22 protein-coding genes and 2 pseudogenes are annotated in these 25,807 nt (G+C 50.1%); 11 read left to right on the top strand and 13 right to left on the bottom strand.

The window, feature by feature from the left end; all coding sequences use genetic code 11:
* The first annotated feature begins 38 nt into the window (after window positions 1-38).
* On the top strand, window positions 39-737 hold the full coding sequence (locus tag BKD14_RS10905) for an OmpW family protein (RefSeq protein ID WP_075655997.1): 699 nt from the start codon (window positions 39-41) through the stop codon (window positions 735-737).
* Between the two features lie 52 nt (window positions 738-789).
* On the opposite strand, the gene BKD14_RS10900 is transcribed toward BKD14_RS10905, so the two are convergent.
* Complete coding sequence (locus BKD14_RS10900) at window positions 790-1,761, bottom strand: small ribosomal subunit Rsm22 family protein (protein WP_075655995.1); 972 nt, start codon at window positions 1,759-1,761, stop codon at window positions 790-792.
* A 168-nt stretch (window positions 1,762-1,929) separates the two neighbouring features.
* On the bottom strand, window positions 1,930-3,171 hold the full coding sequence (locus BKD14_RS10895) for a DUF2333 family protein (RefSeq protein ID WP_075656364.1): 1,242 nt from the start codon (window positions 3,169-3,171) through the stop codon (window positions 1,930-1,932).
* A 711-nt stretch (window positions 3,172-3,882) separates the two neighbouring features.
* Between BKD14_RS10895 and BKD14_RS10890 the strand changes: the two are divergent.
* The 3 genes and pseudogenes from BKD14_RS10890 to choV form a co-directional block, all read left to right on the top strand.
* Window positions 3,883-4,761, top strand: a pseudogene (locus BKD14_RS10890) (choline ABC transporter substrate-binding protein); the annotation flags it as partial.
* A gap of 123 nt (window positions 4,762-4,884) precedes the next feature.
* Window positions 4,885-5,721: a choline ABC transporter permease subunit gene (gene choW, locus BKD14_RS10885; RefSeq protein ID WP_022710101.1), complete on the top strand. Its 837-nt coding sequence runs from the start codon at window positions 4,885-4,887 to the stop codon at window positions 5,719-5,721.
* Window positions 5,722-5,723: 2 nt separating this feature from the next.
* Window positions 5,724-6,761: a choline ABC transporter ATP-binding protein gene (gene choV, locus BKD14_RS10880; protein ID WP_075655993.1), complete on the top strand. Its 1,038-nt coding sequence runs from the start codon at window positions 5,724-5,726 to the stop codon at window positions 6,759-6,761.
* Window positions 6,762-6,834: 73 nt separating this feature from the next.
* Here the strand turns inward: choV and BKD14_RS10875 are convergent, their stop codons facing one another.
* From BKD14_RS10875 to BKD14_RS10855, 5 genes are all read right to left on the bottom strand, one after another.
* Window positions 6,835-7,677, bottom strand: a complete 843-nt coding sequence (locus BKD14_RS10875; protein WP_022710099.1) for a dipeptide ABC transporter ATP-binding protein — start codon at window positions 7,675-7,677, stop codon at window positions 6,835-6,837.
* Window positions 7,674-8,528, bottom strand: coding sequence for an ABC transporter ATP-binding protein (locus BKD14_RS10870; protein ID WP_075655991.1), 855 nt, complete (start codon window positions 8,526-8,528; stop codon window positions 7,674-7,676). Before BKD14_RS10870 ends, BKD14_RS10875 begins: the two co-directional genes overlap by 4 nt.
* Window positions 8,529-8,530: 2 nt before the next feature.
* Window positions 8,531-9,439, bottom strand: a complete 909-nt coding sequence (locus tag BKD14_RS10865; protein WP_028233427.1) for an ABC transporter permease subunit — start codon at window positions 9,437-9,439, stop codon at window positions 8,531-8,533.
* An 8-nt stretch (window positions 9,440-9,447) separates the two neighbouring features.
* The gene (locus tag BKD14_RS10860) at window positions 9,448-10,455 is read right to left on the bottom strand and encodes an ABC transporter permease subunit (protein WP_022710096.1); all 1,008 of its coding nucleotides are present in this window, start codon (window positions 10,453-10,455) and stop codon (window positions 9,448-9,450) included.
* A gap of 63 nt (window positions 10,456-10,518) precedes the next feature.
* Window positions 10,519-12,126, bottom strand: coding sequence for an ABC transporter substrate-binding protein (locus BKD14_RS10855; RefSeq protein ID WP_075655989.1), 1,608 nt, complete (start codon window positions 12,124-12,126; stop codon window positions 10,519-10,521).
* A gap of 342 nt (window positions 12,127-12,468) precedes the next feature.
* On the opposite strand from BKD14_RS10855, the gene BKD14_RS10850 reads away from it, so the two are divergent.
* The 3 genes from BKD14_RS10850 to BKD14_RS10840 all read left to right on the top strand — a co-directional run bounded on the left by BKD14_RS10850 (window position 12,469) and on the right by BKD14_RS10840 (window position 14,607).
* Window positions 12,469-12,966 carry a pyridoxamine 5'-phosphate oxidase family protein gene (locus BKD14_RS10850; RefSeq protein ID WP_075655987.1) on the top strand — a complete coding sequence of 166 codons (498 nt, stop codon included), beginning with the start codon at window positions 12,469-12,471 and terminating at the stop codon, window positions 12,964-12,966.
* Between the two features lie 468 nt (window positions 12,967-13,434).
* Entirely contained in the window at window positions 13,435-13,770 is a 336-nt protein-coding gene (locus BKD14_RS10845; protein WP_022710093.1) for a metalloregulator ArsR/SmtB family transcription factor, read from the top strand.
* A 9-nt stretch (window positions 13,771-13,779) separates the two neighbouring features.
* Window positions 13,780-14,607 carry an RNA methyltransferase gene (locus BKD14_RS10840; RefSeq protein WP_075655985.1) on the top strand — a complete coding sequence of 276 codons (828 nt, stop codon included), beginning with the start codon at window positions 13,780-13,782 and terminating at the stop codon, window positions 14,605-14,607.
* A gap of 510 nt (window positions 14,608-15,117) precedes the next feature.
* Here BKD14_RS10840 and mnmA read toward each other — a convergent pair.
* Entirely contained in the window at window positions 15,118-16,329 is a 1,212-nt protein-coding gene (mnmA, locus tag BKD14_RS10835) for a tRNA 2-thiouridine(34) synthase MnmA (RefSeq protein WP_175576091.1), read from the bottom strand.
* A 309-nt stretch (window positions 16,330-16,638) separates the two neighbouring features.
* On the opposite strand from mnmA, the gene BKD14_RS10830 reads away from it, so the two are divergent.
* Entirely contained in the window at window positions 16,639-16,914 is a 276-nt protein-coding gene (locus BKD14_RS10830) for a DUF1153 domain-containing protein (protein ID WP_075655983.1), read from the top strand.
* Between the two features lie 409 nt (window positions 16,915-17,323).
* Here BKD14_RS10830 and BKD14_RS10825 read toward each other — a convergent pair whose 3' ends face one another.
* Window positions 17,324-17,710, bottom strand: a complete 387-nt coding sequence (locus tag BKD14_RS10825) for a hypothetical protein (RefSeq protein ID WP_022709453.1) — start codon at window positions 17,708-17,710, stop codon at window positions 17,324-17,326.
* Between the two features lie 446 nt (window positions 17,711-18,156).
* Here BKD14_RS10825 and ctrA point away from each other — a divergent pair, with 446 nt between their 5' ends.
* The gene (gene ctrA, locus BKD14_RS10820) at window positions 18,157-18,858 is read left to right on the top strand and encodes a cell cycle two-component system response regulator CtrA (RefSeq protein WP_022709454.1); all 702 of its coding nucleotides are present in this window, start codon (window positions 18,157-18,159) and stop codon (window positions 18,856-18,858) included.
* A gap of 224 nt (window positions 18,859-19,082) precedes the next feature.
* On the opposite strand, the pseudogene BKD14_RS10815 reads toward ctrA, so the two are convergent.
* Window positions 19,083-19,709 (bottom strand): annotated as a pseudogene (locus BKD14_RS10815) (histidine phosphotransferase family protein); the annotation flags it as partial.
* 517 nt (window positions 19,710-20,226) lie between these two features.
* Here BKD14_RS10815 and BKD14_RS10810 point away from each other — a divergent pair.
* Together BKD14_RS10810 and BKD14_RS10805 are read left to right on the top strand one after the other, a co-directional pair.
* The gene (locus tag BKD14_RS10810) at window positions 20,227-20,811 is read left to right on the top strand and encodes an EipA family protein (protein ID WP_075655981.1); all 585 of its coding nucleotides are present in this window, start codon (window positions 20,227-20,229) and stop codon (window positions 20,809-20,811) included.
* 197 nt (window positions 20,812-21,008) lie between these two features.
* Window positions 21,009-21,968, top strand: a complete 960-nt coding sequence (locus tag BKD14_RS10805; protein ID WP_075655979.1) for a hypothetical protein — start codon at window positions 21,009-21,011, stop codon at window positions 21,966-21,968.
* Window positions 21,969-22,059: 91 nt separating this feature from the next.
* Here BKD14_RS10805 and BKD14_RS10800 read toward each other — a convergent pair whose 3' ends face one another.
* From BKD14_RS10800 to BKD14_RS10790, 3 genes are all read right to left on the bottom strand, one after another.
* A complete protein-coding gene (locus BKD14_RS10800) occupies window positions 22,060-23,145 on the bottom strand; it encodes a siderophore-interacting protein (protein WP_075655977.1) in 1,086 nt (361 codons plus the stop codon).
* Window positions 23,146-23,326: 181 nt separating this feature from the next.
* Window positions 23,327-24,445, bottom strand: a complete 1,119-nt coding sequence (locus BKD14_RS10795) for a DegT/DnrJ/EryC1/StrS aminotransferase family protein (protein WP_075655975.1) — start codon at window positions 24,443-24,445, stop codon at window positions 23,327-23,329.
* 361 nt (window positions 24,446-24,806) lie between these two features.
* Complete coding sequence (locus tag BKD14_RS10790) at window positions 24,807-25,766, bottom strand: Gfo/Idh/MocA family oxidoreductase (protein WP_075655973.1); 960 nt, start codon at window positions 25,764-25,766, stop codon at window positions 24,807-24,809.
* Between the last annotated feature and the right edge of the window lie 41 nt (window positions 25,767-25,807).

Below are 25,807 nucleotides of genomic sequence, written 5' to 3'. Positions count from 1 at the left end.
CAGTTTGCCTTCATTCTCAGACTTTAAGGAAAACAGACATGGCTATCCTCCCGGCAAATCGTCATACATGTGCTCTTCTGGCCGCAACTGCTCTCACCGCTATCGCTATGCAGCCTGCACTGGCCGCAGATGCGGTTATCGCACCGGTTGAACCGCAGGTATCGGAACCGCTCCCGGTAGCGCTCAGCCCGTGGCAGGTTCGTGTGCGTGCGCTTGGCGTCATCACAGAAAACAAAGGCCATGTGAATGAAGTTCCGGGTTCCGGCCTGAAATATTCCAACACAGTGGTGCCTGAACTCGATATTTCCTACTACTTCACCAATAATATTGCAGCTGAACTGATCCTCGGTACGACCTATGCCAATGTTGACGGTAAAGGCGCGATCGACGGTCTGGATGTCGGTAAAGTCTGGCTGTTGCCACCAACTCTGACCCTGCAATATCACTTCACTGATTTCGGCGCATTCAAGCCTTATGTCGGTGCCGGTGTGAATTACAGCATCTTCTACAACCAGAAATCTCATGATGCCAATTATCTGAAAGTTAAAAACACTTTCGGCGGCGCATTACAGGTTGGTTTCGACTATATGATCGACGATCATTGGGGCTTCAACTTCGACGTGAAGAAACTCTATCTGCGTCCTGATTTTGATGTAACCGTTGGCGGCGCACAGATGAGCGGCAAAGCCAAACTTGACCCATGGCTGATCGGTACCGGTATCACCTACCGCTTCTGATATGTGTCATTAAAAAGCCCGCTGAAAAGCGGGCTTTTTTGTATCTCAAATCTTATTCCGCACCGATCAGATCACCCCAGTCGGCACGGCGAGCCTGCGTAAACAGGGCTTTGTCCCGTTTGGTAATCAGATGTTCTGCAACCTGTCCGTCAGTGCTGCATAGTTTAGCAATAACTTTCCCGCCACCGGTTTTCGGCTGCATCAGCACCCGCTGACCTGAAAGGGATACCGGCTGACGGCTGACAGCCAGATAGCTGAATTTTTCATCCTCCCAAGGCACATCTGCCTCTTTGGTCAGACGGTGGATTTTGGAACGTGCCACGCGGCGGGAGAAATGACACCAGTCCGGTGCCTGCACAGCGCAAGCCTGACTATGAGTGCAAGGCGCTGCAATATGCGCGCCCAGAACCTGCAATTGTGCTCTGGCATCGAGAATGCGCTGCCAGCCTGCCGGTGTTCCGGGCTCCACAATCACAAACATACCTTCCGTCAGGTTCCATAATTGCGCAATCAGCTTTTGCCGCGCAGGCTCATTCAGTTCATCCAGCACATAGGCCAGTGTCACAAGTTCTGCAGCTTTGGCATCTTTCAGCCCCGTTGTCACATCGGCGGCACGCCATTGCACATCGGCCACCGGTGCATGAGCGGAAAGCTTCTCGCCCACAGCACGGATTGCATTGCTGCCTTCCAGAAGAAGCGATGTTTCAATCTCCGGCCAGACGGCAGATGCCGCCCATAATGCGGTTCCGGGTCCTGCACCAATATCCAGATGACTGCGCGGGGCAAAGTCTGGGATGATATCAGCCGCATGTTGCAAAGCAGAGGTCACAGCAGCAAAAGTAGCAGGCAAACGCGCGGCCAGATAGGCATGTGCTGCCAGTTCATCGGATAGATGCCATTTTCCATCGCGCGTCTCGGCACGGTAACGACGGCTGAGGATGCCGGAAGCCCGCTGCAGATCCGCCAGCGCCACGCCTTGCAACTGCGCATCTACAGCCTGTCTCAATGCTGCCGATAATTCCATAATTCTATCTCACGTAAAAAACTCTGCCGCGCTATAGAGCATTTCCAGCAAAAGTGTGAAACGGTTTTGCGTAGGATAATGCGACAAAGAAATAAATAGAGCGGTTCCTGTTTAAGGGAACCGCTCTAACACGCGGCAGAGTGATTTAAAACATATCTGCTCTGATAATCAGCGTTCAAGAACCTGACGGATATCCACCAGATTGGAGCGTACGCGCAGAATGTGGAAACCCATTGTCGTCAGATGGGACGGTGTGAACCATGCATCCTGACGACCATTGGAAACGATGGTTGGCTGCATATCCAGTGCCGAGCGCAATTGCTGCTCCATTGTATCCCACAAACCATCGAGATGTTTCTCAGCCAAAACGGCTTTAAAGTCGGAATGCGTTGCGCGGATCAGACCGTAATAAGCGTAGAGCTGACCATAGGCGAACCAGAACCGGTCGTCGGCCCGTGTGTCAAACCAGCCTGCATGATAATTATCAGAGCGGTCTTTCAGAATGGCAGATGTCGAACCGAGATCGCTGGCAATACGATCTACATACTGGATCAGATTGTCTGCGCGGGCATCGAAAGTTGCCTCGCATTTTTCAAGACGCGCATTGAAAGCACGCAGCTCTTTAATAGCGGAACGATAATAGCTCGGTGTCGGCGTTTTCGGGCCAAACGGGCTTAAGCCGAAATACCATGTATCCTCACGGAACTGCATATTACCGCGGGCTTTTTGCAGATCATTATCAATCTGCGAGGTGCCGCGCAGGCGGCCGAGAGAATCCACCAGTTCAATCGTTGTGCGGCGTACTGCCGAATGCACACCGCGCTGGAACGAGGCTTTATTATCCAGAAACGGTGTCCGGTCCCAATCCAGTCCGAAGAAACCTGTTTTATAGAACAGCATGGAAGAGACCCATGCATTCTGGTTCACATTGAAATCCGTCAGTTCAGCGGTCACTTCAGCCAGAGCCGATGGTGCACAAACCCGCGCCCCTGCGGGCTGAGATAAGGCCATTTGCGGCGCAGGCTGCTGGCTGGCTGGCTCAGTCGAAGGCGCTGCATTATTTGTCGTGCTATCATTACTCCCCGTGGCACCTTCCGCTGGCAGTGCCGTCGGATCGGCAGGCGATGTGTTTTCTGCCGATGATGGTAATGGGGCTGCCGGTGATGTAAGCGCTTTTGACGGCTCAACAATTTCACCGGGTGTGACAGCACTTTGATAGGCATATTTTGCCGGATAATCCGGATCAAAATTCGTCCAGACCTGTGTCTGCACTACGAAATAACCATACAGGCCCGCCCAACCGATAACGGCTACGGCGATAAGGGTTTTCCACAAGACGCTGAGGCTCTGATAAACGCGCCACAAAGCGCCGAAAGGTACAGCGATCAGCCGCAACAGCGCTGCAATCATGCGCCCTATAAAAGCAAAGATATTTCCGATGACCGTCACGATCTTGTCCTTTGTGTCAGCTCTTGCCCCGCATCCTGAACAGAACGCAGCCCGAAAGGTATTTTTCCTGTAAACCCTTGCATAGTTTCAAAGAAATACGCAACAGCGCCGGATTTTTTAAACAGCAATCATTCAATCCGGCACAAGCCGCTCAGCACGCTTTACCTGAAACCGGCACAAGCAGCTTCCGCATAACCGGCACCGGCGCCTTACAAATAAATAATGCCATTACGACTTTGATATAAACCGCAACAGCGCAGGTTCAACCGGTGAGTCTGAATTTAATTTTCAGCTTTAGCCTTGAAATTACTGCATATTATTTTTAGCCTGCCTCATTCCGACGTTAATTGTCGTGTTTGCGGATTCTAGGATCACAAAACTGCTTGAAGACTCCGGACTTTGATGCTTGTTTAGATTTGGGGCCGGGACATGTCGCGCAAAACAGTGCTGCGGTTTTCTGTTCAAACTGCATAAAAACAAACAACAGAGCAGTTTCGGGGAAGCGGAAATGCTCTGCTATAAATAAATATAATCCGGTCAATGGAGATATTCATGCGTTTTCTGCCAGTGAAACATCTGTACCCTGCCAACCTGTCCTTAGCCAAAAGCCGCAAATCCGTGCTGGCGCTTACCTGTGCCGCTCTTATGGCGGGCAGCGCAGGCGGTGCATGGGCGGCAGAACCTGAAGCCTGTTCCACAATCCGCTTCTCTGATGTCGGCTGGACAGATATTACCTCGACCACAGCCGTTGCCACAGAAATTCTCAAAGGTCTTGGCTATAAAACAGATATCAAAATCCTGTCTGTGCCGGTGACCTATGCTTCGCTCAGCAAAAAAGATATCGACGTTTTCCTCGGTTTCTGGAATCCGTCCATGGCCGCTGATCTCCAGCCATATCTTGATGACAAGACCGTCATCACCCTGCGCACCAATCTGACCGGCGCGAAATACACATTGGCAGTGCCTGCTTTCACCTATGATGAAGGTCTGAAAAGCTTTGCCGATATTGCAAAATTCAAAGATCAGCTCGGCAATAAAATTTACGGTATTGAGCCGGGCAATGACGGCAACCGCCTGATCCTCGACATGATTTCCAAAGGCGCTTTTGATCTGAAGGGCTTTGAACTGGCGGAGTCTTCCGAACAGGGCATGCTGGCGCAGGTTGCCAAAGATATTAAAGCCAAGAAACCGGTCGTTTTCCTCGGCTGGGAACCGCATCCGATGAATTCCCGTTTTGAAATGCGTTATCTGGAGGGCGGCGACGACTTTTTCGGCCCTAATCTCGGTGGCGCGAAGGTCGAGACCAATGTCTGGAACGGCTATACGGAACAATGCCCGAATGTCGGAAAGTTCCTGACCAATCTTGAATTCACCCTTGAAATGGAAAACCAGATCATGGGCAAAATTCTGGATGATGGTGAAGATCCGGCCAAAGCGGCAACGGCATGGATCAAAGCCAATCCGGATGCGCTGAATGCATGGCTGAAAGACGTTACCACTCTGGACGGTAAAGACGGCCTTGCAGCTGTCAAACAAACTTTCGGTCTCTGACCGCACACAGACAATCTGCTGCCGGTATCACACCGGCAGCAGATTTACCGTACGACTATTCATGGTTTTCACAAACCAAACCCGATTGAAAAATAGACTGACAGGAAAACGGGGACCTGACTTTTGGACTGGCTGACATCACAAAAAATTCCCGTCGGGCGTACAGCGAAGAATGTTGTCACCTGGTTAACTGAAAATCTGAGCTGGCTGTTTGATGGTATTGCCGCCATTATGCAGACATTGATTGACGGCTTACTGGCCGCACTCAAATTTCCGCACCCCTTTATTCTGATTGCCATTTTTGCCGCGATCGCATGGGGGTTGCAAAGAAAAATCTCGACTGTCATTCTGACGATTATCGGGTTTTTATTCATCCTCAATCAGGGTTATTGGGATCAGACGCTGGAAACCCTGACGCTGGTTCTGTCGGCCTGTTTCATCTGTATGGCGCTTGGCGTACCATTAGGCATCGCAACGGCACACCGGCCAAAGCTTTATGCGGTGGTGCGCCCGATCCTTGATCTGATGCAGACATTGCCGACCTTTGTTTATCTCATTCCGGCGATTGTGTTTTTTGGCATTGGTATGGTGCCGGGTCTGCTGGCAACAGCCATTTTTGTACTGCCCGCCCCTGTCCGCCTCACCCATCTCGGTATTTCCTCAACGCCGGAGCATCTGAGAGAAGCCGGAGAGGCTTTCGGCGCTTCGCGCCGCCAGTTGCTCTGGAAGATTGAACTGCCCTATGCCATGCCGCAAATTCTGGCTGGTCTCACCCAGACCATCATGCTGTCTTTGTCGATGGTGGTGATTGCAGCGCTTGTCGGAGCCAACGGGCTGGGCGTGCCGGTTGTGCGTGCTCTTAACTCGGTCAATACCGCGCTCGGTTTTGAAGCTGGTCTGGTGATTGTTGTTGTCGCCATTATCCTCGACCGCATTTTCCGTCCGGGCAGGGAAAAATAATCATGGCCTCTATCAGTCTTCAGAATATCAGTATTGTTTTCGGTAATAAAACGGACAAGGCACTGGATCTTGCCGATCAGGGCTTTACCCGCTCGGAAATTCAGGCAGAAACCGGCCATATTCTCGGCGTACATAATTGCTCGCTCGATATCCGCGAGGGTGAGCTGCTTGTCCTGATGGGATTGTCCGGCTCCGGAAAATCCACGCTTTTGCGCGCGATTAACCGCCTCAACCCGATCAGCCGCGGTTGCGTCACGGTCTATAATCAGGGTGACGAAATCAACGTAACCGCAGCCGGCACTGCACAATTGCGCGCTCTGCGCACCCATGTGGTTTCCATGGTGTTTCAGCAATTCGGCCTGTTGCCATGGCGTACGGTCGAGGACAATGTCGGCTTCGGCCTTGAAATTGCAGGCTTAAACAAACAGGCACGCAAGGAAGCGGTACAGAACCAGCTGGAACTGGTCGGATTGCAGGATTGGGCAAAGCGCAAGGTCGGTGAATTATCCGGCGGCATGCAGCAGCGTGTCGGTCTTGCCCGTGCCTTTGCAACCGGCGCACCGATCCTGCTGATGGATGAGCCATTCTCCGCGCTCGATCCGTTAATCCGCGCGCGCTTGCAGGATGAGTTGCTGCATTTGCAGGATCATCTGAAAAAGACCATTGTCTTTGTCAGCCATGATCTGGATGAGGCAATGAAACTCGGTAACCGCATTGCGATCATGGAAGGCGGCCGTATTATTCAATGCGGCAGCGGACAGGATATTTTGCTTAATCCGGCCAATGATTATGTGGCGGATTTTGTGGCCAATATGAACCCTCTGGGTGTGTTGCTTGCGGCTGATATCATGTCTCCTCTTGACCGCAGTGCGCCACCCCGCCCTTTTGCAGCAACGGCAAAACCGGAAACCGCAATTCAGGATATTATGCAGGCGATGGTGCGCAATAATGGCGATGTCGGCGTTGTGCATAATGGTGCGATTGTCGGCAAAATCTCGGCTGATGATGTGGTACGCAGCCTCACCCGCCACCGAAGATAATTTAAAACCTGCAAACAAAAACGCCGCGCTGATCTCATCAGCGCGGCGTTTTTATTATCACTGTAATCGCGGTTTAGGCTGCTGAACGTTTTTTCGCACGTTCAGTCACACGCTGACGAATGCTTTCGATATCCGAACGCGGAGTGGCCCCGAACAGTTTCTTCGTATAGTCATGACGCGGATGATTAAACACCTCGTCACGTGTGCCATATTCAACAACCTCACCGTAATACATCACCATCACCTCATCGGCGATATAGCGTACCACAGACAAATCATGGCTGATGAAAACATAGGTCAGTTCAAACTCTTCCTGCAGATCCGCAAGAAGATTAAGCACCTGCGCCTGCACCGAGAGATCGAGTGCCGAGACCGGCTCATCCAGCACCAGAAGGCGCGGGCTGAGCATCAATGCACGGGCAATCGCAATACGCTGACGCTGACCGCCGGAGAACATATGCGGATAGCGATTGAAGTGCTCGCGGCCAAGACCGACCTTGAGCAGCATCTGCATCGCTTTTTCCTGACGCTCTTCCGCTGTCATATTGGTATTCAGCAGCAGAGGTTCCGCCAGCACATCACCGATTTTCTGACGCGGATTGAGCGAGCCATACGGGTTCTGAAACACAATCTGCACACGCTGGCGCATTTCGCGGGTCAGACCATCGGTGGCAATATTCACCGGATGACCGTCAATCAGCAATTCACCGGATGTCTGCGGGTCAATCAAAGTCAGGATGCGGGCAAGTGTTGACTTGCCGCAACCGCTTTCACCAACAATAGCCAGTGTCTTGCCCTTCTCGACCGAGAAGCTGACATTTTTCACCGCATGCACAGTTTTCGCCTTGGAAAACAAACCGCCGCCAGTGTGATAATCCCGCACAATATTACGGGCTTCAAGAACGATCTCACTCATTGGGCAGCTCCTGACGATGCGGCATTCTGCAAGACAAAATCCGAAACCGTTGGCAGACGGTCACCGGTTGCATTTTCCGGCAGGGCTGAAAGCAGTGCTTTTGTATAAGGGTTCTGCGGATTCTCAAACAATGAGAGCACATCCGCATCTTCCATCTTATGACCTTTATACTGCACGATAACGCGGTCTGCGGTTTCTGCCACAACACCCATATCATGCGTGATCATAATCAGGCCCATACCGTGCTCTTCCTGCAAACGCATCAAGAGATCAAGGATCTGTTTCTGAATGGTCACATCAAGCGCAGTTGTCGGTTCATCCGCGATCAGCAATTTCGGATTACAGGCAATCGCAATGGCAATCATCACGCGCTGGCACTGACCACCGGACATCTGATGCGGATAGCTGCCCAGACGCTCAGAGGCATCACGGATGCCCACCAGTTCCAGAAGCTCGATCGCACGGGTACGACGCTGTGCTTTACCCATATTCAGGTGAAAGCGCAGAACTTCCTCAAGCTGGAAACCAACGGTAAAGCACGGGTTGAGGCTAGCAATCGGTTCCTGAAAAATCATGGAGATTTCACGACCGATAATCGCGCGGCGTTCTTTATCGCTCATATTGAGCAGGTCACGGCCGTCAAACAGCATCTTGTCCGCAGTGACTGTTGCAGTCTTCGGCAACAATCCCATCACCGCCAGCATACCAACGGATTTACCCGAACCGGATTCACCAACGATAGCCAGAACCTCACCGGCATCGACAGAAATATCGATGCCGTCTACGGCTTTGAAAGCACCTGTTGACGTATCAAAGGCAACTGTCAGGTTTTTGATTTCTAAAAGAGCCATTATCAGCTCCTCTTCAGTTTTGGATCAAGCGCATCGCGCAGACCATCGCCAACCAGATTGATCGCGAGAACCGTAATCAGGATAGCAAGACCCGGGAATGTAACAACCCACCATGCACGGGTGATAAACTCACGCGCTTCAGCAAGCATTGTACCCCATTCCGGTGTCGGTGGCTGTGCTCCCATACCAAGAAAGCCCAGAGCAGCAGCATCAAGGATCGCATTGGAGAAGGACAAAGTGCCCTGCACGATCAGCGGTGCCATGCAATTCGGCAGAATGGTCTTGAACATCAGACGCAGACGGCTGGCACCGGCTAAGCGGGCAGCAATCACATATTCACGGTTCTTTTCCGCCATCACGGCCGCACGGGTCAGACGCGCAAAATGCGGCTGCAAAACAAGCGCGATAGCGATCATCGCATTCATCAGACCAGGTCCGAGAATTGCCACAAGAACCAGCGCCAGAATAAGCGACGGGAAGGACAGGATGATGTCCATCACGCGCATGATGATTGTATCAACCACGCCACCGAAGAAACCGGCGATCAGACCAACGGTCACACCGGAAACCAGCGACAGAACAACAACCACAAGACCGATAAACAGCGAATATTGCGAGCCGTAAATCAGACGGGACAGAACATCGCGGCCAACCGCATCTGTACCGAGCAGAAATGCGGCTTTACCGCCCTCTTGCCAGACCGGAGGGGTCAGCAATGCGTCACGATATTGCTGTGTCGCATCATGGGGAGCCAGCAAAGGTGCAAAAACAGCCACCAGAACCAGCGCTACGAAAACGATCAGGCCGAGAACCGCACCGCGGTTCACGCTGAAATAATACCAGAAATCGGCAAGCTGGCGTCGCAAAGACACATCAACTGACTTTTCCATTGGTACAGTAGAATTACTCATTGGAAGCCTCACTTATGCCGGATGCGCGGGTTGATTAAGCCGTAAAGCAAATCAACAGCCAGATTAACGACCATCACAAGGATGGCGATCAGAAGCAAACCACCCTGAACAGATGGATAGTCACGACGGAAAATACTGTCGATCATCCATTTGCCGATCCCCGGCCAGGAGAAAATAGTTTCAGTCAGAATAGCACCACCAAGCAAAACGCCGACCTGCAAACCGATTGTGGTAATAACCGGAATAAGCGCATTGCGCAGAGCATGCAGCCCGATAACACGACGCTGGCCAAGGCCTTTGGCGCGCGCTGTGCGGACATAATCCTCACCCAAGACTTCAAGCATAGCCGAGCGGGTCTGACGTGCAATCACCGCCATCGGAATTGTTGCCAATACGACTGTCGGCAGGATCAGATGCGAAAGCGCAGAGGTAAAAGCCCCCTTCTGTCCCGACAGCAGACTGTCAATCAGCATAAAACCGGTAACCGGCGGGAAAAAATACATCAGTGAAATACGGCCGGAAACCGGTGTCCACTGTAAAATACCCGAAAACAGAATGATAAGCAGCAGGCCCCACCAGAAAATCGGCATGGAATAGCCGACCAGTGCTACGCCCATCGATGTCTGATCAAACCACGAACCGCGCTTAACCGCCGCGAAAACACCGGCAGGAATACCGATCAGAACCGCAAGCACAATAGCACACAGCGCCAGTTCGACTGTCGCCGGAAAAAGCGTGAAAAACTCGGTAATAACCGGTTTTTTGGTAACCATGGACATGCCGAAATCGCCGTGTAGCAAATTCCAGATATAATCCAGATATTGCTGCCACATCGGCTTGTCAAAACCGAACTGCTTCATCAGCTCCGCATGTCGCTCCGGCGATACGCCGCGCTCACCTGCCATCAGCAGAACCGGATCACCCGGCAAAACGCGTACGAAGCCGAAAGCAAGAATAGTGATGCCGAAAAATGTCGGTATCAGATAGGCAATTTTGCTTAAAATGAATCGTATCATGAATATAGCAAGACCGGGCGCTGAAATATTTCATCCAGCGCCCGGTCATTCTCCTTTTAAGAATTACTCGGAAATATCAACACCGTCGAAACGGTAATCACCGAGCGGGCTCATCTTAAAGCCCGTAACTTTGGCAGACATCGGCACATAAACTGTGGAATGTGCCAGTGTGTTCCAAGGAGCCTGCTCCTTGAAAATTACCTGTGCCTGCTCGTAAAGCTTAACGCGCTCTGCCTGATCGGAAGTCACTTTAGCCTTCTGGATCAGATCTTCAAATGGCTGGTAGCACCATTGTGCACGGTTGTTGCTGCCAACACCGGAACAGCCGAGCAGAACGCCGAGGAAGTTATCCGGATCACCATTATCACCGGTCCAGCCGAGGATAACCGCACCGTCACGATCCTTTTCGCCCGACTTCTTGAGATATTCACCCCATTCCATCGAAACGATTTCAGCTGTTACACCCACTTTGGCCAGATCGGCCTGCATCAGCTCAGCTGTACGACGTGCATTCGGCATATAAGGACGGCTTACAGGCATAGCCCAAAGCTTCATCTTCAGATCTTTAACGCCGGCAGCTTCCAGAGCCTTTTTCGAGGCTTCAGGATCATATTTGTCGTCTTCAATCGCGTTATTGTAACCCCACATTGTCGGCGGGATCGGGTTTTTGGCAACCTGACCGGAACCCTGGAACACAGCGTCAATGATCGCCTGCTTGTTCACAGCCTGATTGAGTGCCTTACGTACTTCCGGCTTATCGAAAGGTGCAACAAGCGTATTATATGCAAAATATGCAATATTCAGACCGGCCTGTTCATCAACCTTCAGATTGCTGTCAGCCTGCAGGCCTTTGATATCTGCCGGAGCCGGATAAGACATCAGATGGCATTCGCCGGCTTTCAGCTTCTGCGCACGAACTGCAGCATCGGTTGTGATTGCGAAAACCAGATCGTCGATTTTCTGCTTTTCACCCCAGTAATCAGGATTCGCTTTGAAGCGGATAACCGCATCTTTCTGATAGGCTACAAAAGTAAACGCACCGGTACCCACTGGGAACTGGTTAAGGTTTTCTCTTTTACCATCTGCGTCCAGCTTGTCTGCATATTCTTTCGACATAATGGATACGAAAGGCATCGCAATATTGGCGAGGAATGGTGCTTCAGGACGTGTCAGCACGAATTTAACAGTATTATCGTCAACCTTGACGATATCCTTGATCAGTGTGCCCATTTCCATACTGTCGAAATATTCGTAGGAAATACCGGCAGTATACTGGTGCCAAGGATTGTCTTTGTTGCGCTGACGGTCGAATGAGAACAGAACGTCATCAGCATTGAAATCACGGGTCGGTGTAAAATAATCCGTTGTCTGGAATTTTACGCCCTTACGCAGATGGAATGTATATTCCAGACCATCTTCGGACACTTCCCATTTCTCAGCAAGACCTGGCTCAACAACAGTTGTGCCGTTCTCAAACTCAACCAGACGGTTATAAACCGGATGCGCAGACGCATCAAAAGTATCACCACCAGTGTAAGGTGCCGGATCAAATCCCTCCGGCGATGCCGGCGAGCAATATACCAGCGTCTTTGCGGATGCAGCGCCGGAAAAACCCGCCATCATGGCAGCGGTCAGCGCAGTCGCAGCAAGAAGTTTAGTGTGAAATTTCATTATAGGCCTCCACCCGATAACAAGCTGCAACGCCTCACGTCGCAGTCTGAGGCGTAAAGAAGCATTTTGCGCGGCAAAAAGGCAAGTTGAATTTACGTCTTGGTCAACGGCGCAGAAAAAATAATTCCGCTCCATAATTAGACATAAAAAATATATATTTGATTTTTAATGATAATTTCGGCTTTTCAACCGTTTCAATTTCACAAAGCACACAGGATTTTTTTGTGATTAGCTGCTAGTAATCAGCCTGTTTGCGCCCGTTCCTGTCAGAATCGGAACAGTACCGGACGTTACGCAAGCTATTGATAGATCAGGACAAGACACGGAAAATGAGGCAGGATTATGAGTGAAAAGAAAGACGTCATCCAGCAGACAACAGAGGAAGCACGTGTACTCGCTGTTCAGCTGATTTCAAATGCTACTTACGGCTCACTCGCAGTGCTTGATCCGGCAACCGGTCGTCCGAGTGTAACACGCGTTGCAATCACCACTGATACGGATAACACCCCCCTGCTTCTGGCATCGGGCCTTGCCACCCATACACCGGCCTTGGATGCCAATCCTGTCTGTTCGCTACTGCTTGGCGAACCGGCCGATAAAGGTGACCCGCTGGTTCATCCGCGCATTACCCTTGCCTGTTCAGCAGAGAAATTCATGCGTGGTCAGGAGGGATATCAGCGCCTGCGGGATTTGTTCCTCGAAAAACGCCCTAAAGTTAAACTTTATATTGATCTCGGCGATTTTGTTATTTTCCGCCTCAATGTGGAAAGTGCCGGTCTCAACGGTGGTTTCGGAAAAGCTTTCCATCTAAAAACCGAAGATATTGTACTGCCGCAATAAATATCGACGATTTCCCGCTGCCCAGCCTGCGACATTTGCGACTTATATAATAGTTTTTGAATGATACGGCGAAGCACAATCTGATTGAGCTTCGTCTTATCTGCCTGTGTTTGACTTAGATTTTTTCTCTATCAATACTCTAAATTAACAAGATCACAAAAATGTGTACTTATTCAAAAGCCTGCTCATAAATTTTGAAATTCAACGATTATTTTTTTACAAAAGCGACCAATATTTATTATTAATATTTTAGTTTAAAATGACATTTTCAATATTTTAGCAATCGCTAAATGTAAAATAAACAAATAATTTTGAAATCGATTTATCACTCCCTAAAAGAGTAATTATTCTGTACGTTTTAAAATAATTCTTGCAAATATCAATTCTATTGGTAGTTGTAATAGTGCGCTGATTTCTTTCTTATAAGCGCACTATCAAAATTGCTGTCATACGGGGGTAGGACTGCACATGAAACATGATAATATCTACGCAAATCTTGTCGATAACGCGGATCAGGCTGCCGACTTCCTGTCGGCTCTCGCCAACAATAAAAGGCTGCTGATCCTTTGCAAGCTGTTGCATAATGAAATGTCTGTGGGGAGTCTTGCAAAAGCAATCGACCTCAGCCAGTCTGCATTATCACAGCACCTTGCAAAACTGCGCGCACTCAATCTTGTTTCCACAAGACGGGATGCCCAGACAATCTACTATGTTGTTTCATCTCCGCATATTGAGCTGGTGCTTTCAACATTAGGCAGTCTGTATCTGGCACGCAGCGAGAAAAGACGGGAAGCGTTTGCTTAAACTAAACTGATGCATAATCAGACTAAATATAATTCCGTCATATTTATTAATGACTTAGCAGATAAGCGCCTCGGCGCTTATCTCAATATTAAAGAAAAAGACCTTACAGGACGCGAGTCCCGCTTCATTGCAGAAGGCAAGGTCGTCTTACGCGTTCTGCTGAATTCATCTCAGTTTGAAGCTGAATCTCTTCTTATCACCGAAAACAAACTGGCCGGCCTTCAGGATATTTTGCCTCTGGTTCCTGATCACGTCCCTGTTTATGCAGTTTCGCCATCCGATATGGATCAGATTGCGGGCTTCAATGTCCATCGTGGCATTCTCGCTGTAGGGAAAAGAAAAACCCTTCATAACATCCAGAATCTCATAGAGAATTTGCCGGATAATGCCCTTATCCTGATCCTTTGCGGCATATCCAACCATGACAATATCGGATCAATTTTCCGCAATGCCGCCGCCTTTGAAGCCAGTTGTGTAATGCTGGATGAAACATGCTGCGACCCGCTTTACCGTAAAGCAATCCGTGTTTCGGTCGGCGCAACATTACAAGTTCCCTATGCCCATAACGGCAAGATTGACGATATTGTTAAAACCGTTGCCGAAGCGGGCATCAACCTCATTGCACTGTCACCGCAAAGCCCGCAATCGCTCTATGATCTGCCTGTACATGGGCGAACCGCGCTTTTGCTGGGCACTGAAGGCGAAGGACTGCCGCAGCATCTGCTTACCTCCCTGCAAAGCGCCCGCATTCCTATGTCCCGCCGGTTTGACAGCCTGAATGTAGCGACAGCCTCCGGCATCGCATTATCCTGCCTGAGCCGCGCAAATTTTGATTAAACTGCCTGATTTCAAACTGAAGCCGCTCGTTTCATACCACCGGAAACAAACAAATCATTTCACTGTAACGCGGGCAATGCCGCAAAACCTCAGCATCAATTGACTGAACAGAATACTGGATACATACAACCTGAAATAGAATTATTAAATTCTAAATTATCAGTTCAATAAATCATCAAATATATGAATTTCAACACTCTTTTCAGAGTGAGAATCTAAGCTCAATTTTATTGATGAACCGTATCAATTCTGAAAATATTGGCTTCAGCTTCTGGCTGCTGCTCCAGTGCCGTGTATTTCAGGAGTTTTTTGATGCCGGTTATATCAGATCAAGATGAAATACTTATCTGACAGGTTATCGCAATCACAGGAGCGATGAATATATCCAAAACACAGCTTTGCAAGCATATATATTCTGAAGATAAGCTTAGTACATAAATAATCCGGAGTAAACAAATGTATCATTCATCTGTTTACTCCGGATCATAGTCTTCAACACTTATATGCAGCTCAGGCTGCGGACACTGAGCCTGATGTCGCTCCTGCGCCATTGCCGGTCAGTTCACGAAGCATTTTTTCTGCTTCCGGAGCACGTTCGGAACGGGCAATAAAACCACCGCCGAATACGCGCGCCGTATTGCTGTCGTCGGAATAGAGCACACAGGCCTGTCCCGGAGCGATACCGCTCTCACCATCAATCAGCTCAACCCAGGTCTGACCGTCTGCATGATGCAAAACAGCAGGCTTTGGTGGACGCGTTGAACGCACCTTGGCAAAGACTTCCATACCTTCCGCTGGCAGATCAGCAAGCGGACCGTCACCAAGCCAGTTCATATCACGCAGAAATACTTTATGTGTTTCAAGCGCTTCACGCGGGCCGACAATAACGCGCGCATGGGCAGCATCGAGATGCACAACATAAAGCGGTTCACCGGTGGCAATACCAATACCCCGGCGCTGGCCAACCGTGTAATGAACAATACCGTCATGGTCACCCAGAACACGGCCGTCAATATGCACGATATGGCCGCGTGTCGCCGCTTCCGGCTTCAGGCGTGAAATAATATCGGAATATTTGCCCTGCGGGACAAAGCAAATGTCCTGACTGTCCTGCTTCTTGGCAACAGTCAGCCCCATTTCCTCAGCCATTTCACGAACCTGCGCTTTTGGCAGATTACCAAGCGGGAAGCGCAGATAATCGATCTGCTCCTGCGTGGTGGCGAAAAGGAAGTAGCTCTGGTCGCGATCCGCATCAACAGGGCGGAATAGAGCTCTGTGAGCACCGTTTGCACCGCTGCGGATATAATGCCCCGTCGCAAGCGCTGCCGCGCCCAGATCGCGCGCTGTGGCCAGCAGATCAGCAAATTTTACAGTCTGATTACAGGCAACGCACGGGATCGGCGTTTCACCACTTACATAGCTGTTGGCAAAAGGATTGATAACCGCTTCACGGAAGCGCGCTTCATAATCCAGTACATAATGCGGAATACCAAGGCTTTCGGAAACGCGGCGCGCATCTTCAATGTCCTGTCCTGCGCAGCAGGAACCGGCACGGTGCACGGCAGCGCCATGATCATAGAGCTGAAGGGTTACACCAACAACATCATAGCCTTCACGCTTGAGAATACCGGCAACAACCGAAGAATCAACGCCCCCTGACATTGCAACAACAATGCGCGTATCTTCCGGCTTTCCCGGCAAATCGAGGCTGTTCAGTTTCATGATTAGGTCCATATCCGGGGTCAAAACCCGATATCTTGCTTCAAATTCTCCCCTTATATAGGCCATTGTGACCCGCCTTGCCAAGATGCCGCAGGGCAAAGGAGATTTTTTAATAAAATATTTTGAGCTGAAAACGAGTAAAAAAGCCTCAAAACGGCTTAAATATGGCGTTTTCAAGCTCTTTCTACATAATCTTTAATGAAAATTATTATTTATTACCAGAGCCTTACCGAGTGCTTAGCTCTTTTTTAAAGCTGTGACGCTATCGTGAAGCGTGATTAGGTCCTTGAGTGTTGTGTAGAGAGTACAATGACCGATCTGGTAAGACCACGAGTAAAGTACGTCATCGGTCCGGACGGAAGTCCGCTCACCGTTGCTGATCTTCCGCCGTCTAATACACGGCGCTGGGTTATCCGCCGCAAGGCTGAAGTTGTTGCCGCTGTACGCGGCGGCCTCCTCAGTCTTGAGGAAGCCTGTCAGCGTTATACGCTGACAGTCGAAGAGTTTCTGTCTTGGCAGTTGTCCATCGACGAGCATGGTCTCGCCGGTTTGCGGACAACACGCATTCAACAATACAGACACTAAATTCATCGCCCCTCTTTAAAGGGCTGATGAAAACAAAATAAGGATATGCCGTACGCGGCGCATTCTACAGATCAAGCCGGAGAGTTCTGCTCTCCGGCTTTCTTTGTTTTCAGGGGCTTAGAACGCCACGCCTCATTCCCCCCCTTCACCAACACCAGCCTAAAAACAAAAATGCATAATTCCTTAGACCGCGTGGTTTAAGGAATTATGCATTTGTAAAACTGAGACCTGTTGATCAGAACGCAGAGGCTGCGGTTCTCATCATGCCCGACGAAGCAGAACCGGTCAGATTTTGGTTATGATGAGACGAAAATGGTGATTTTCGAGCCCCGAAGCGGAGCGTACTTACAGTACGTGAGCATCGGAAGCGGAGAAAATTGCCATTTGCAGGCCATCAGAGCCGAAATCTTTATCCGATCATGACGCGACGATCATAGACAGGTGCCTCTTCAATCTCTTTGAGCTTGCCGTCACGGGTTTCGAGGGCTTCGGCGCGGGAGAGATCGGCTTCGGCTTCCAGAAGTTCGGCTTCGGCGGCTTCTTTCTGAGACATCAGATCGCGGATCGAATCAAAAAGATTGTCGCGGCGCTGACGGGCAGCTTTGGCAAAGGTCGGATAAGCAAAATGCGTGGTATCCGTAATCCCTGCTTTACGCTCTTCTGACTGGATTTGCGCATCAAGCTCACCGGCCATCCGCTCAAACTCGCCCATCATCAGGTCCAGCTGACCAATTTGCCGGCGCTTTTCTTTAACCTGAAACAGTTTCAGCCGGACAAGACTCTCACGTGGCTTCATACGCATTACTCCTTGAACACCAAGTTCCCAGGCAATTTTTCAACACTTGCTGCCTGCGACCACCCTCTACGCAAAGAAATCACTTAATTTCGAAACAAAAAATTAAGATTTCGGGTTTTTGGTAACCATTCCTTTACGTACAGCGTTAATCATAGCCGTTAGGACTTAAGGCTAGGTAAATTAACTGTGTTTTTTCAGCAACATTAAAACTTTGAATCCAATGAGTCACTTATAACGATTTCTTAAACTAATTTGTTAAGAAACTTTTCGAGTGATCATCCTGTAAATTCAATTAGTTAACTGAAAATTCTATAAGACTCATATTTACTATTGCCAATGAGAATCATATTTTGTTAACCATTCGGTGGCAGACTTGGTTCAAAGCGAGTGCTGTTAGGCAATTAACTGCTGGATCAGGTTAAGCGGCGGAAAAAAGGATTCTGAAGATGCGCGTTCTTTTGATTGAAGACGATAGTGCAATCGCACAAAGCATCGAGTTGATGCTCAAGTCAGAGAGCTTCAATGTTTATACGACAGATCTGGGCGAAGAAGGCATCGATCTGGGTAAGCTCTATGACTATGATATCATTCTGCTCGATCTGAACTTGCCGGATATGTCAGGTTATGAAGTGCTGCGTACACTGCGCCTGTCCAAGGTAAAGACACCTATCCTCATCCTGTCCGGTATGGCTGGCATTGAAGATAAGGTTCGCGGCCTCGGTTTCGGCGCTGACGACTATATGACCAAACCTTTCCATAAAGATGAGCTGATTGCCCGTATTCACGCAATCGTTCGTCGCTCGAAAGGCCATGCACAGTCTGTTATCACCACCGGTGATCTGATCGTTAATCTGGATGCCAAGACTGTTGAAGTCGGCGGCCAGCGCGTTCACCTCACCGGCAAAGAATATCAGATGCTGGAGCTGCTCTCCCTGCGTAAGGGCACAACCCTCACCAAGGAAATGTTCCTCAACCACCTCTATGGTGGCATGGACGAACCGGAACTGAAAATCATCGACGTTTTCATCTGCAAATTGCGCAAGAAGCTCGATGCTGTTTCCGGCAGCCAGAACTATATCGAAACTGTCTGGGGTCGTGGCTATGTGCTGCGCGATCAGGACAGCATGGATCACCGCGAAATCGCATAAGTTCTTATGCAATTCAGGTTTCAAAAAGCCCCGCTTCTGCGGGGTTTTTTATTGCCCTGCGTCAGCAATATTAAAAAACCGCGCAATTCAAAACTGCGCGGCTTTCAAATTCAACTGATAGTCAGAGCTGATTAATCGTCAGCCAGTGTACCGGCGTCTGCAGCGAGTGTGCCGTCATCGGCTTCAGGAACATCCCCCTGAAAAGCCGGTTCAACTTCTGCTTTCTGCGCACGGAAGACGATTTCTTCTTCGCTCACATCAATAATGATTTCCATACCGGCTTCCTGTGCCAGCAACAGCGTGTAGTAAGGCTGCACGGAATGCGCATCAATTGCCTCTTCCGGAATGATACCGTCGTGCAATTCCTTAAATTTCGGCGAAACGCGCAGCATACGGCCGCGTGTTTTAATGCTGATTTTCGGATCAGTTTCCGCATCTTCCAGCACCACATCCAGATTTCCGCCACGCGGAATGGAAGAAATACCGATCAGTATCAGGTTCAGCAGCAGCTTCACCTGATTTTTAGGCAGGAAAGCGCGGTTGCCGGTCCAGGTAAATTCAGGCTTTTCATTCGCCATATAAGCGGTGGCAACATTTTGCGCATCACCGGTATCGATCTGCACTCCGGCAGAACCGGCAGCACCGAAAGCGATACGGGCAAATTGCAGACGGGCAGACGCATTGCGCGCGCTGGCAGCGATCAGCGCCATTGCATCTTCATCCGCACCGCCCTCTTCCAGCAATTCCAGACCATTATTAATCGCACCGACCGGTGAAATAATGTCATGGCAAATGCGGCTGCACAGCAATGCGCCGAGATCAACCGCAGAAAGAACAACAGGCAAGGACATTGATTGCATCTCCAAATTTCATATCTGCCTGCCGGCAGGCTTCGATCAAAGTTCCGGCTCAGCCTTGCGGGCAAAATCTGGCACATCACAAAACGAATCACCGGAACATAAACTGATAACAGGACGCCATGGCATCCTTGTGCCGTGATTATGCGCCAATAGGCTTAATGATTACCAAATAACAGGACAAAAACAGCTTTAATGCTTTTTCATTAAGCCATTGAAAGGACAATTTTTCATATAAACAATTCGACAAGGTTTTTGACGCTACAATAAGGGTCATATCCGTGCGGAAGACTTTAAAAATCAAACAGCCGTTTCGCCAAACCACCGTATCCTGCTGTTCCGGCAAGATACATACCGGACAAAGCAATCATCAGAATTGCTGCTCCGGACAGGGATTTAAACATGTGCAGCAATCATTTGCGCATGTTTGGAAATACGGACAACAGCACCTGTTCAGGGTGCTCATTGTCCCGTCAGACAGAATGAGCCAAGCAGCCAGAAGGATTTTTTTATGGCTACCCTAAACCTGTCCTCTTTCCGTGTGCATATTGCATCGGTCATAATAGGATTACTGGCTCTGATCAGCGTCGTACCGCAGCAGGCCAAAGCCAATGAAGGCTTCAGCATGGAGGAAATTGTTGCCTCCGGCCACCGTTTCTTTGGCTCAACCTCAGGCGGCATTGCCTCCGCCATTGAAAAAGCGTTCCAGAGTTACGGCCTGCCAAACGGCTATATTCTGGGTGAAGAAGGTTCCGGCGCCTTTGTAGGCGGCCTCACTTACGGTGAAGGCACGCTCTACACCAAAAATGCCGGCGATCACAAAACCTACTGGCAGGGGCCTTCCCTTGGCTGGGATTTCGGCGGTCAGGGTTCGCGCGTTATGATGCTCGTTTACAATCTTGATGATGTAAACATGCTCTATGGCCGCTATGCGGGCGTTTCCGGCTCTGCCTATATTATTGCCGGTGCAGGTTTTAATGTACTGAAGCGCGGCAATATTCTGCTGGTACCAATCCGTACCGGTGTCGGTGGCCGTCTCGGCGTCAATATCGGCTATCTCAAGCTGACACCAAGCGCGACATGGAATCCGTTCTGATCGCAGACATATGACCGGAGAGAGAATTGGAAAATTCTCTCTTTTACAGACGCATCCCGTATATTTTGCGGATCAGATGCGCATTCAGTCAAAGGGACAGAGCAGTAATCCGGTTAAATCAGACCGGAATGCACTCTGAATGATTTAAATTTCATGCATTCATGTCATAATCTGAAAGCACCGGAGATCGGCAGATCGTGATACAATCCGTACTGGTTTTCCTGCTGGGCTTTTTATGCGCAGTCTTTCTGATTTTGCTGGCAGCGCCATTGTTCTGGCGACGCGCAAATTATCTGTGGCAAAAACAGATGAATGCCCAGCTGCCGCTTTCGCTGACAGCTATTGAAGCCGACAGGGATATGCTGCGTGCATCCCATGCGGCCGCGCTCCGTAAAGCGGAAATGCAAGCCTCGGAAATCCGTGAGAAGCACACTCAGGCATTGTTGAAAATCAGCACGGATCGTCATGAAATTGAGAAGATTCTGCCTTTGCAGCAGGAGCTTGAAATTGCCAGAATACAGCAGAAAGACGACCGGCAGACTTTAAACGCTGCGCAGGAGCAGATGAAAAAGCTTCAGCAGAAACAGCAGGCGTCCTTTGAGGAAAACGGCCGGATGCAACGCCAGAATGAAGCATTGAGCCATCTCAGTGATACGCTGCGTGAAGAGGTCTCCCGTCGTGAAAGCGAAGCAGACCGGTTGCGGCGTGAGGCAAGCGATCTGCGGCAGGAAAAGAAACAACTTAACAGCTTGAAGTCAGAACTGGCTTCTCAGGTGGCATCATTGAAAACATCTCTTGAAAGCGAGAAACAGCGTAATCAGGCGCTTGAGGAGAAACTGCATCGTCTGATTTCAGAACTCTCTGATACGCAGGAAAAACTCGAACGACAGAGTAAAACCATGCGCTCCGGCGAAAAGTCCGCTGAGAATGAAAGCCGGACGCTGAGTGACGAAGATAATCAGCTGCGGGAAACCATCAGCGATCTCGCTGCTGAAATGGTTGCCAGAACGGCAGCTCAGGAAGGTGAAACCTCTCCTATCCACACATTGCTGAAAGAACCGGACACAGAACCGGATGCTCCAGCCAAAAGCACCAAAAGAGCAAAAGCATCAAAACAGAAAAGTCTGGCCGGACGCATTAAAAAGATCACGGCCTGACTTGAGAGCGCCGTGTGCCAGACCTGGCACATAGGTCGCCCTAACGTCAGGCAGTAGCTTTTCTTAAAACCGCACAGCCAAAGCCATCCGCTTAATGGTCATCCGTAACGCCACGCCGCCAATAGGCAACCGCCATGTGGTCATCGCGTTTCAGGCCGCATTCTTTACGCCAGAAGCCGCGAATAGCTTTAAAAGCATCGAACTCACAGCCAGCCCATGCGAACAACCGGCGCCCTTCGCTTTGCACCGGCATGGCCTGTTTTACCGCATCAATCAGCAGCGTTGTCGTTCCGGCTTCCGCACCATTACGATGCAACCATTTCAGATCAAGCTGTGCCTGAGTTTCCAGTAGCTGCTCTTCCGCACTGTCAGCTACTTCAATACGCACGATTGCCGATGCCGTCGCCGGCAGTCTTTCCAGAATACGGGAAATAGCGGGTAAGGCAGTCTCATCGCCGACCAGAATAAAATCTTCACCCGCAGGCATATCCCCGCCACCGGGGCCGGTCATGCCGATAATATCACCGGTCTGCGCCTGCGTGGCCCATTCTGTTCCCGGTGCTTCAACCGTGCTGGGATGCACGACCATATCAATATCAACCCAGCCCTGCTCAACATCAATGGTCCGGATTGTATAGACACGGTTTTGCAGACGGTGCTCACCATCCGGCCAGACCGGACGACCATCAGCCCCCAGATGCGGCCATATCGGCTTGAGCGGCGGTTTAGGCGGCAATATCAGGCGGATATGAAGCCCGCCGCTGGCATAGCGTCCCAGATCATCGCCCTGCAATCTGATCCGGCGCATATGCGGCGTAATATTGCGCACGGCAATGACCTTCATTTCGCGAAAAAACGGCGGCAGACTGCCCTCGCCTGCGCCATCGCCTTCCCAGCGGAAGCTCACAGCTTCGGCACCCGCATGGTGGACAATACCTTCCGCGACAGCAAATTTCAGATAAGACAGATCGCTTTCATTGGCAGCCTCGGCGGTTACGGTAAAACGCTCCTGTTCCAGCCTGAGTTTTGCCACACCCATCAGCAGCGGAATTGTACCTTCATTCTCTGTGCGCACCACGGCATAATGTTCGCCATAAACACGTAGCAGATTTTCGAAAATTATCTCTGCCTGCGCGGAGGAAACTTCCGTTTGCGCAATAAATACAGGCTTATTCATCATCTCTCCTGCAATCTCTGCCGGTTAGAACCAGCTGGTGACATGCAGCTAATACCTGATAATATGAATTTTCAATTCATATTTTAATTTGCAGTCACACTGACTGCCCGTCTGAAACAGCAAAAAGGCCGGATGTTTCCATCCGGCCTTTAAGATCATAACTAAAACCGAAAAATTCCGGTTATTTACCGTGGAACTCACGAATCGCAGCGATAACGCGTTCCTGATCTTCCTCGGAGAGGTAAGCATGCATCGGCAGGCTGAGAATGCGTGAAGGCAGAGCTTCAGACACCGGCAGACCACCCGGTGCAATCGTGTAATGCTTATAAGCAGTCTGCAAATGCAGCGGCTTCACATAATAGATAACCGAAGGAATACCCTTCGCCTGCAGATGGGCTTTCAGCTCATCACGGCGTTCGGTTTCAATCGAATATTGCGCCCATGCGGAACGGATACCGGCAGCCGGACGGGTTACTTTAACAATGTCACCCAGACCTTCGGCATAACGATTGGCAACCTTCTGACGGGTTTCCATTTCGTCTTCGAGAATAGCCATTTTTTCCAGCAGAACCGCAGCCTGAATTGTATCCAGACGGGAGTTCAGACCAATGCGCACATTGTCATACTGGGTTTCGCCTTTACCGTGGAAATGGATGGAGCGCAGAACATCGTTCAGCTCGTCATCATTGGTAAAGATTGCGCCGCCGTCGCCATAGCAGCCGAGCGGCTTGGCAGGGTAGAAGCTGGTTGCACCGACATGACCGAAAGAACCACACATGGCATTGTCGCGCTTGCCGCCGATCGACTGGGCAGCATCGGAAATAACCTTGAGGCCTTCTTTATCAGCAATTGCCATAATGGCACGGTAATCAGCAGGCAGACCGAACAGATCAACCGGAATGATCGCCTTTGGTGTCAGACGGCCTTCCTTGCGCACTGCATCAATAGCAGCCTGCAACTGTTCCACATTCATATTGTAGGTGTCTTCTTCGACATCCACAAAAACCGCTTCCGCACCAACCAGCGCCACCACTTCAGCGGTTGCTGCAAAGGTAAAGCTCGGGCAGAAAACTGCATCGCCGGGGCCGACGCCCATAGCCATCAGCGGCATCTGCAATGCGTCTGTACCATTGGCACAGGCCAGAACATGTTTGACGCCAACATAATCAGCAAGCTGCTTCTCAAACTCAGCAACTTCAGGTCCGAGAATATACTTGCCTTCCGCGACCACTTTAAGAACAGCAGCGTTAAGACGGTCTTCAATGCGAGCGCGCTGGCTCACAAGATCAATGAATTGCATGTCGGCTCCAATATCAATTGATCCGCATCATGCACGCGCACACCCGCGAATCGAGTAGTATGTAGTCCCTCATAAGAGACTTCGCCATGGTGCATTCTTCACTGTTTGGCAAACAATGTAACACAGCTTGAAGCAATGGCGGAACATCGCGTCTCCCTTGTTCCGCACAGCAGTCGCGAAGACCGGCTCGCCGGTGCTTATACCAGAAAAGCCGCTCAATCGCGTTGTTTTATTCGCATCCTGCAGTCTGTCCACATGGATACGGTCTGATTATCCCGTTCAGCCCCTCAGACTATGGGCCAATCTATCAGTACCGTCAGCATGACAAAGAGCCGGATATCTCAAATATCTGTGATTCTGGTTAGCGAACCGGATGGTTCACAGTGCCTTTGGTCAAAATCCGCAACACACTCACAGCTTCTTCACCATTGGTGCGCGGTGTTTCACGCGTTTCAATGCAATGAATGAAATGTTCCAGCTCACGGGTCAGCGGCATGCCTTCCTGTACCGGCACATATTCCGGATCAGCCTTGGTGAAAGCAATCTGCCCGTTCCCCTGCCAGACCTTATGACGATACAAGGTCAGCTTGCGTTCCCACGGCTCAGCATCGTCAAAAACAGCCATCGCCTTGTCGCCGACAACCGCAAGACGGCGATCCATGATCGGGTTCAGGCGTGACGCAAACAAATGGCTGCGAATACCGTTCGGGAATTCCATATGCAGATGGGCAAAATCGCTTAAATGATCGATCATTGCCGCACCTTCACCACGTACCTCAGTAGGTTCAGAGCCGGTCAGTGCCAGAATCATCGACAAATCATGTGGTGCGAGATCCCAAAGAGCATCATTCTGGCCGTGGAATTTGCCAAGACCAATGCGATGCGCCTGAATATAACCGATTTTGCCGAGTTCACCGCTTTGTGCCAGTTCCAGCAATTTCTCAAATGCCGGATGAAAGCGCAGAATATGACCAACCATAAACACACGGCCATGTTTCTGAGCCGCCTGTATTGCGGCCTCACCATCAGCAACAGTCAGAGCGATCGGCTTTTCAACCAACACATCCTTGCCGTTTTCAACCGCGCGGATGGCATATTGCGCATGGAACTGCGCAGGCAGTGCCATAACAATCGCATCAATGTCTTTTGAAACAAAAAGATCATCAACACTGATTTGCGCCACATCATAATCCGCAGCAAATTTTGCGGAGCGTGCCGGGTCAATATCACTGACAGCAACGAGTGCGCCCAGACCTTTAAGAGTGCGGATATGATTGTTGCCCCAATAGCCACAACCGAGAACTGCGATACGCGGTGCCATATTTTCCTGCCTTTGCTTGTTGAAAACTCAATAACTTTGCA

It is taken from the genome of Pseudochrobactrum sp. B5, from assembly GCF_001939785.1.
GTDB classification, from domain to species: Bacteria; Pseudomonadota; Alphaproteobacteria; order Rhizobiales; family Rhizobiaceae; genus Pseudochrobactrum; species Pseudochrobactrum saccharolyticum.
Note: the sequence above shows the minus strand (reverse complement) of the source record. Positions and strands in the feature narration are given on the sequence as shown.

Excerpts from the sequence above, each read along its gene's own strand:
- BKD14_RS10855 (WP_075655989.1), bottom strand. The coding sequence starts at position 12,126 with ATGAAATTTCACACTAAACTTCTTGCTGCGACTGCGCTGACCGCTGCC.
- BKD14_RS10895 (WP_075656364.1), bottom strand. The coding sequence starts at position 3,171 with ATGATTGCAGCGCTGTTGCGGCTGATCGCTGTACCTTTCGGCGCTTTG.
- BKD14_RS10825 (WP_022709453.1), bottom strand. The coding sequence starts at position 17,710 with ATGAAGCCACGTGAGAGTCTTGTCCGGCTGAAACTGTTTCAGGTTAAA.
- BKD14_RS10830 (WP_075655983.1), top strand. The coding sequence starts at position 16,639 with ATGACCGATCTGGTAAGACCACGAGTAAAGTACGTCATCGGTCCGGAC.
- BKD14_RS10795 (WP_075655975.1), bottom strand. The coding sequence starts at position 24,445 with ATGCAATTCATTGATCTTGTGAGCCAGCGCGCTCGCATTGAAGACCGT.
- BKD14_RS10900 (WP_075655995.1), bottom strand. The coding sequence starts at position 1,761 with ATGGAATTATCGGCAGCATTGAGACAGGCTGTAGATGCGCAGTTGCAA.
- BKD14_RS10875 (WP_022710099.1), bottom strand. The coding sequence starts at position 7,677 with ATGAGTGAGATCGTTCTTGAAGCCCGTAATATTGTGCGGGATTATCAC.
- BKD14_RS10905 (WP_075655997.1), top strand. The coding sequence starts at position 39 with ATGGCTATCCTCCCGGCAAATCGTCATACATGTGCTCTTCTGGCCGCA.
- BKD14_RS10800 (WP_075655977.1), bottom strand. The coding sequence starts at position 23,145 with ATGAATAAGCCTGTATTTATTGCGCAAACGGAAGTTTCCTCCGCGCAG.
- BKD14_RS10845 (WP_022710093.1), top strand. The coding sequence starts at position 13,435 with ATGAAACATGATAATATCTACGCAAATCTTGTCGATAACGCGGATCAG.
- BKD14_RS10870 (WP_075655991.1), bottom strand. The coding sequence starts at position 8,528 with ATGGCTCTTTTAGAAATCAAAAACCTGACAGTTGCCTTTGATACGTCA.
- mnmA (WP_175576091.1), bottom strand. The coding sequence starts at position 16,329 with ATGAAACTGAACAGCCTCGATTTGCCGGGAAAGCCGGAAGATACGCGC.
- BKD14_RS10840 (WP_075655985.1), top strand. The coding sequence starts at position 13,780 with ATGCATAATCAGACTAAATATAATTCCGTCATATTTATTAATGACTTA.
- BKD14_RS10810 (WP_075655981.1), top strand. The coding sequence starts at position 20,227 with ATGGCTACCCTAAACCTGTCCTCTTTCCGTGTGCATATTGCATCGGTC.
- BKD14_RS10865 (WP_028233427.1), bottom strand. The coding sequence starts at position 9,439 with ATGAGTAATTCTACTGTACCAATGGAAAAGTCAGTTGATGTGTCTTTG.
- BKD14_RS10790 (WP_075655973.1), bottom strand. The coding sequence starts at position 25,766 with ATGGCACCGCGTATCGCAGTTCTCGGTTGTGGCTATTGGGGCAACAAT.
- BKD14_RS10860 (WP_022710096.1), bottom strand. The coding sequence starts at position 10,455 with ATGATACGATTCATTTTAAGCAAAATTGCCTATCTGATACCGACATTT.
- BKD14_RS10850 (WP_075655987.1), top strand. The coding sequence starts at position 12,469 with ATGAGTGAAAAGAAAGACGTCATCCAGCAGACAACAGAGGAAGCACGT.
- ctrA (WP_022709454.1), top strand. The coding sequence starts at position 18,157 with ATGCGCGTTCTTTTGATTGAAGACGATAGTGCAATCGCACAAAGCATC.
- choV (WP_075655993.1), top strand. The coding sequence starts at position 5,724 with ATGGCCTCTATCAGTCTTCAGAATATCAGTATTGTTTTCGGTAATAAA.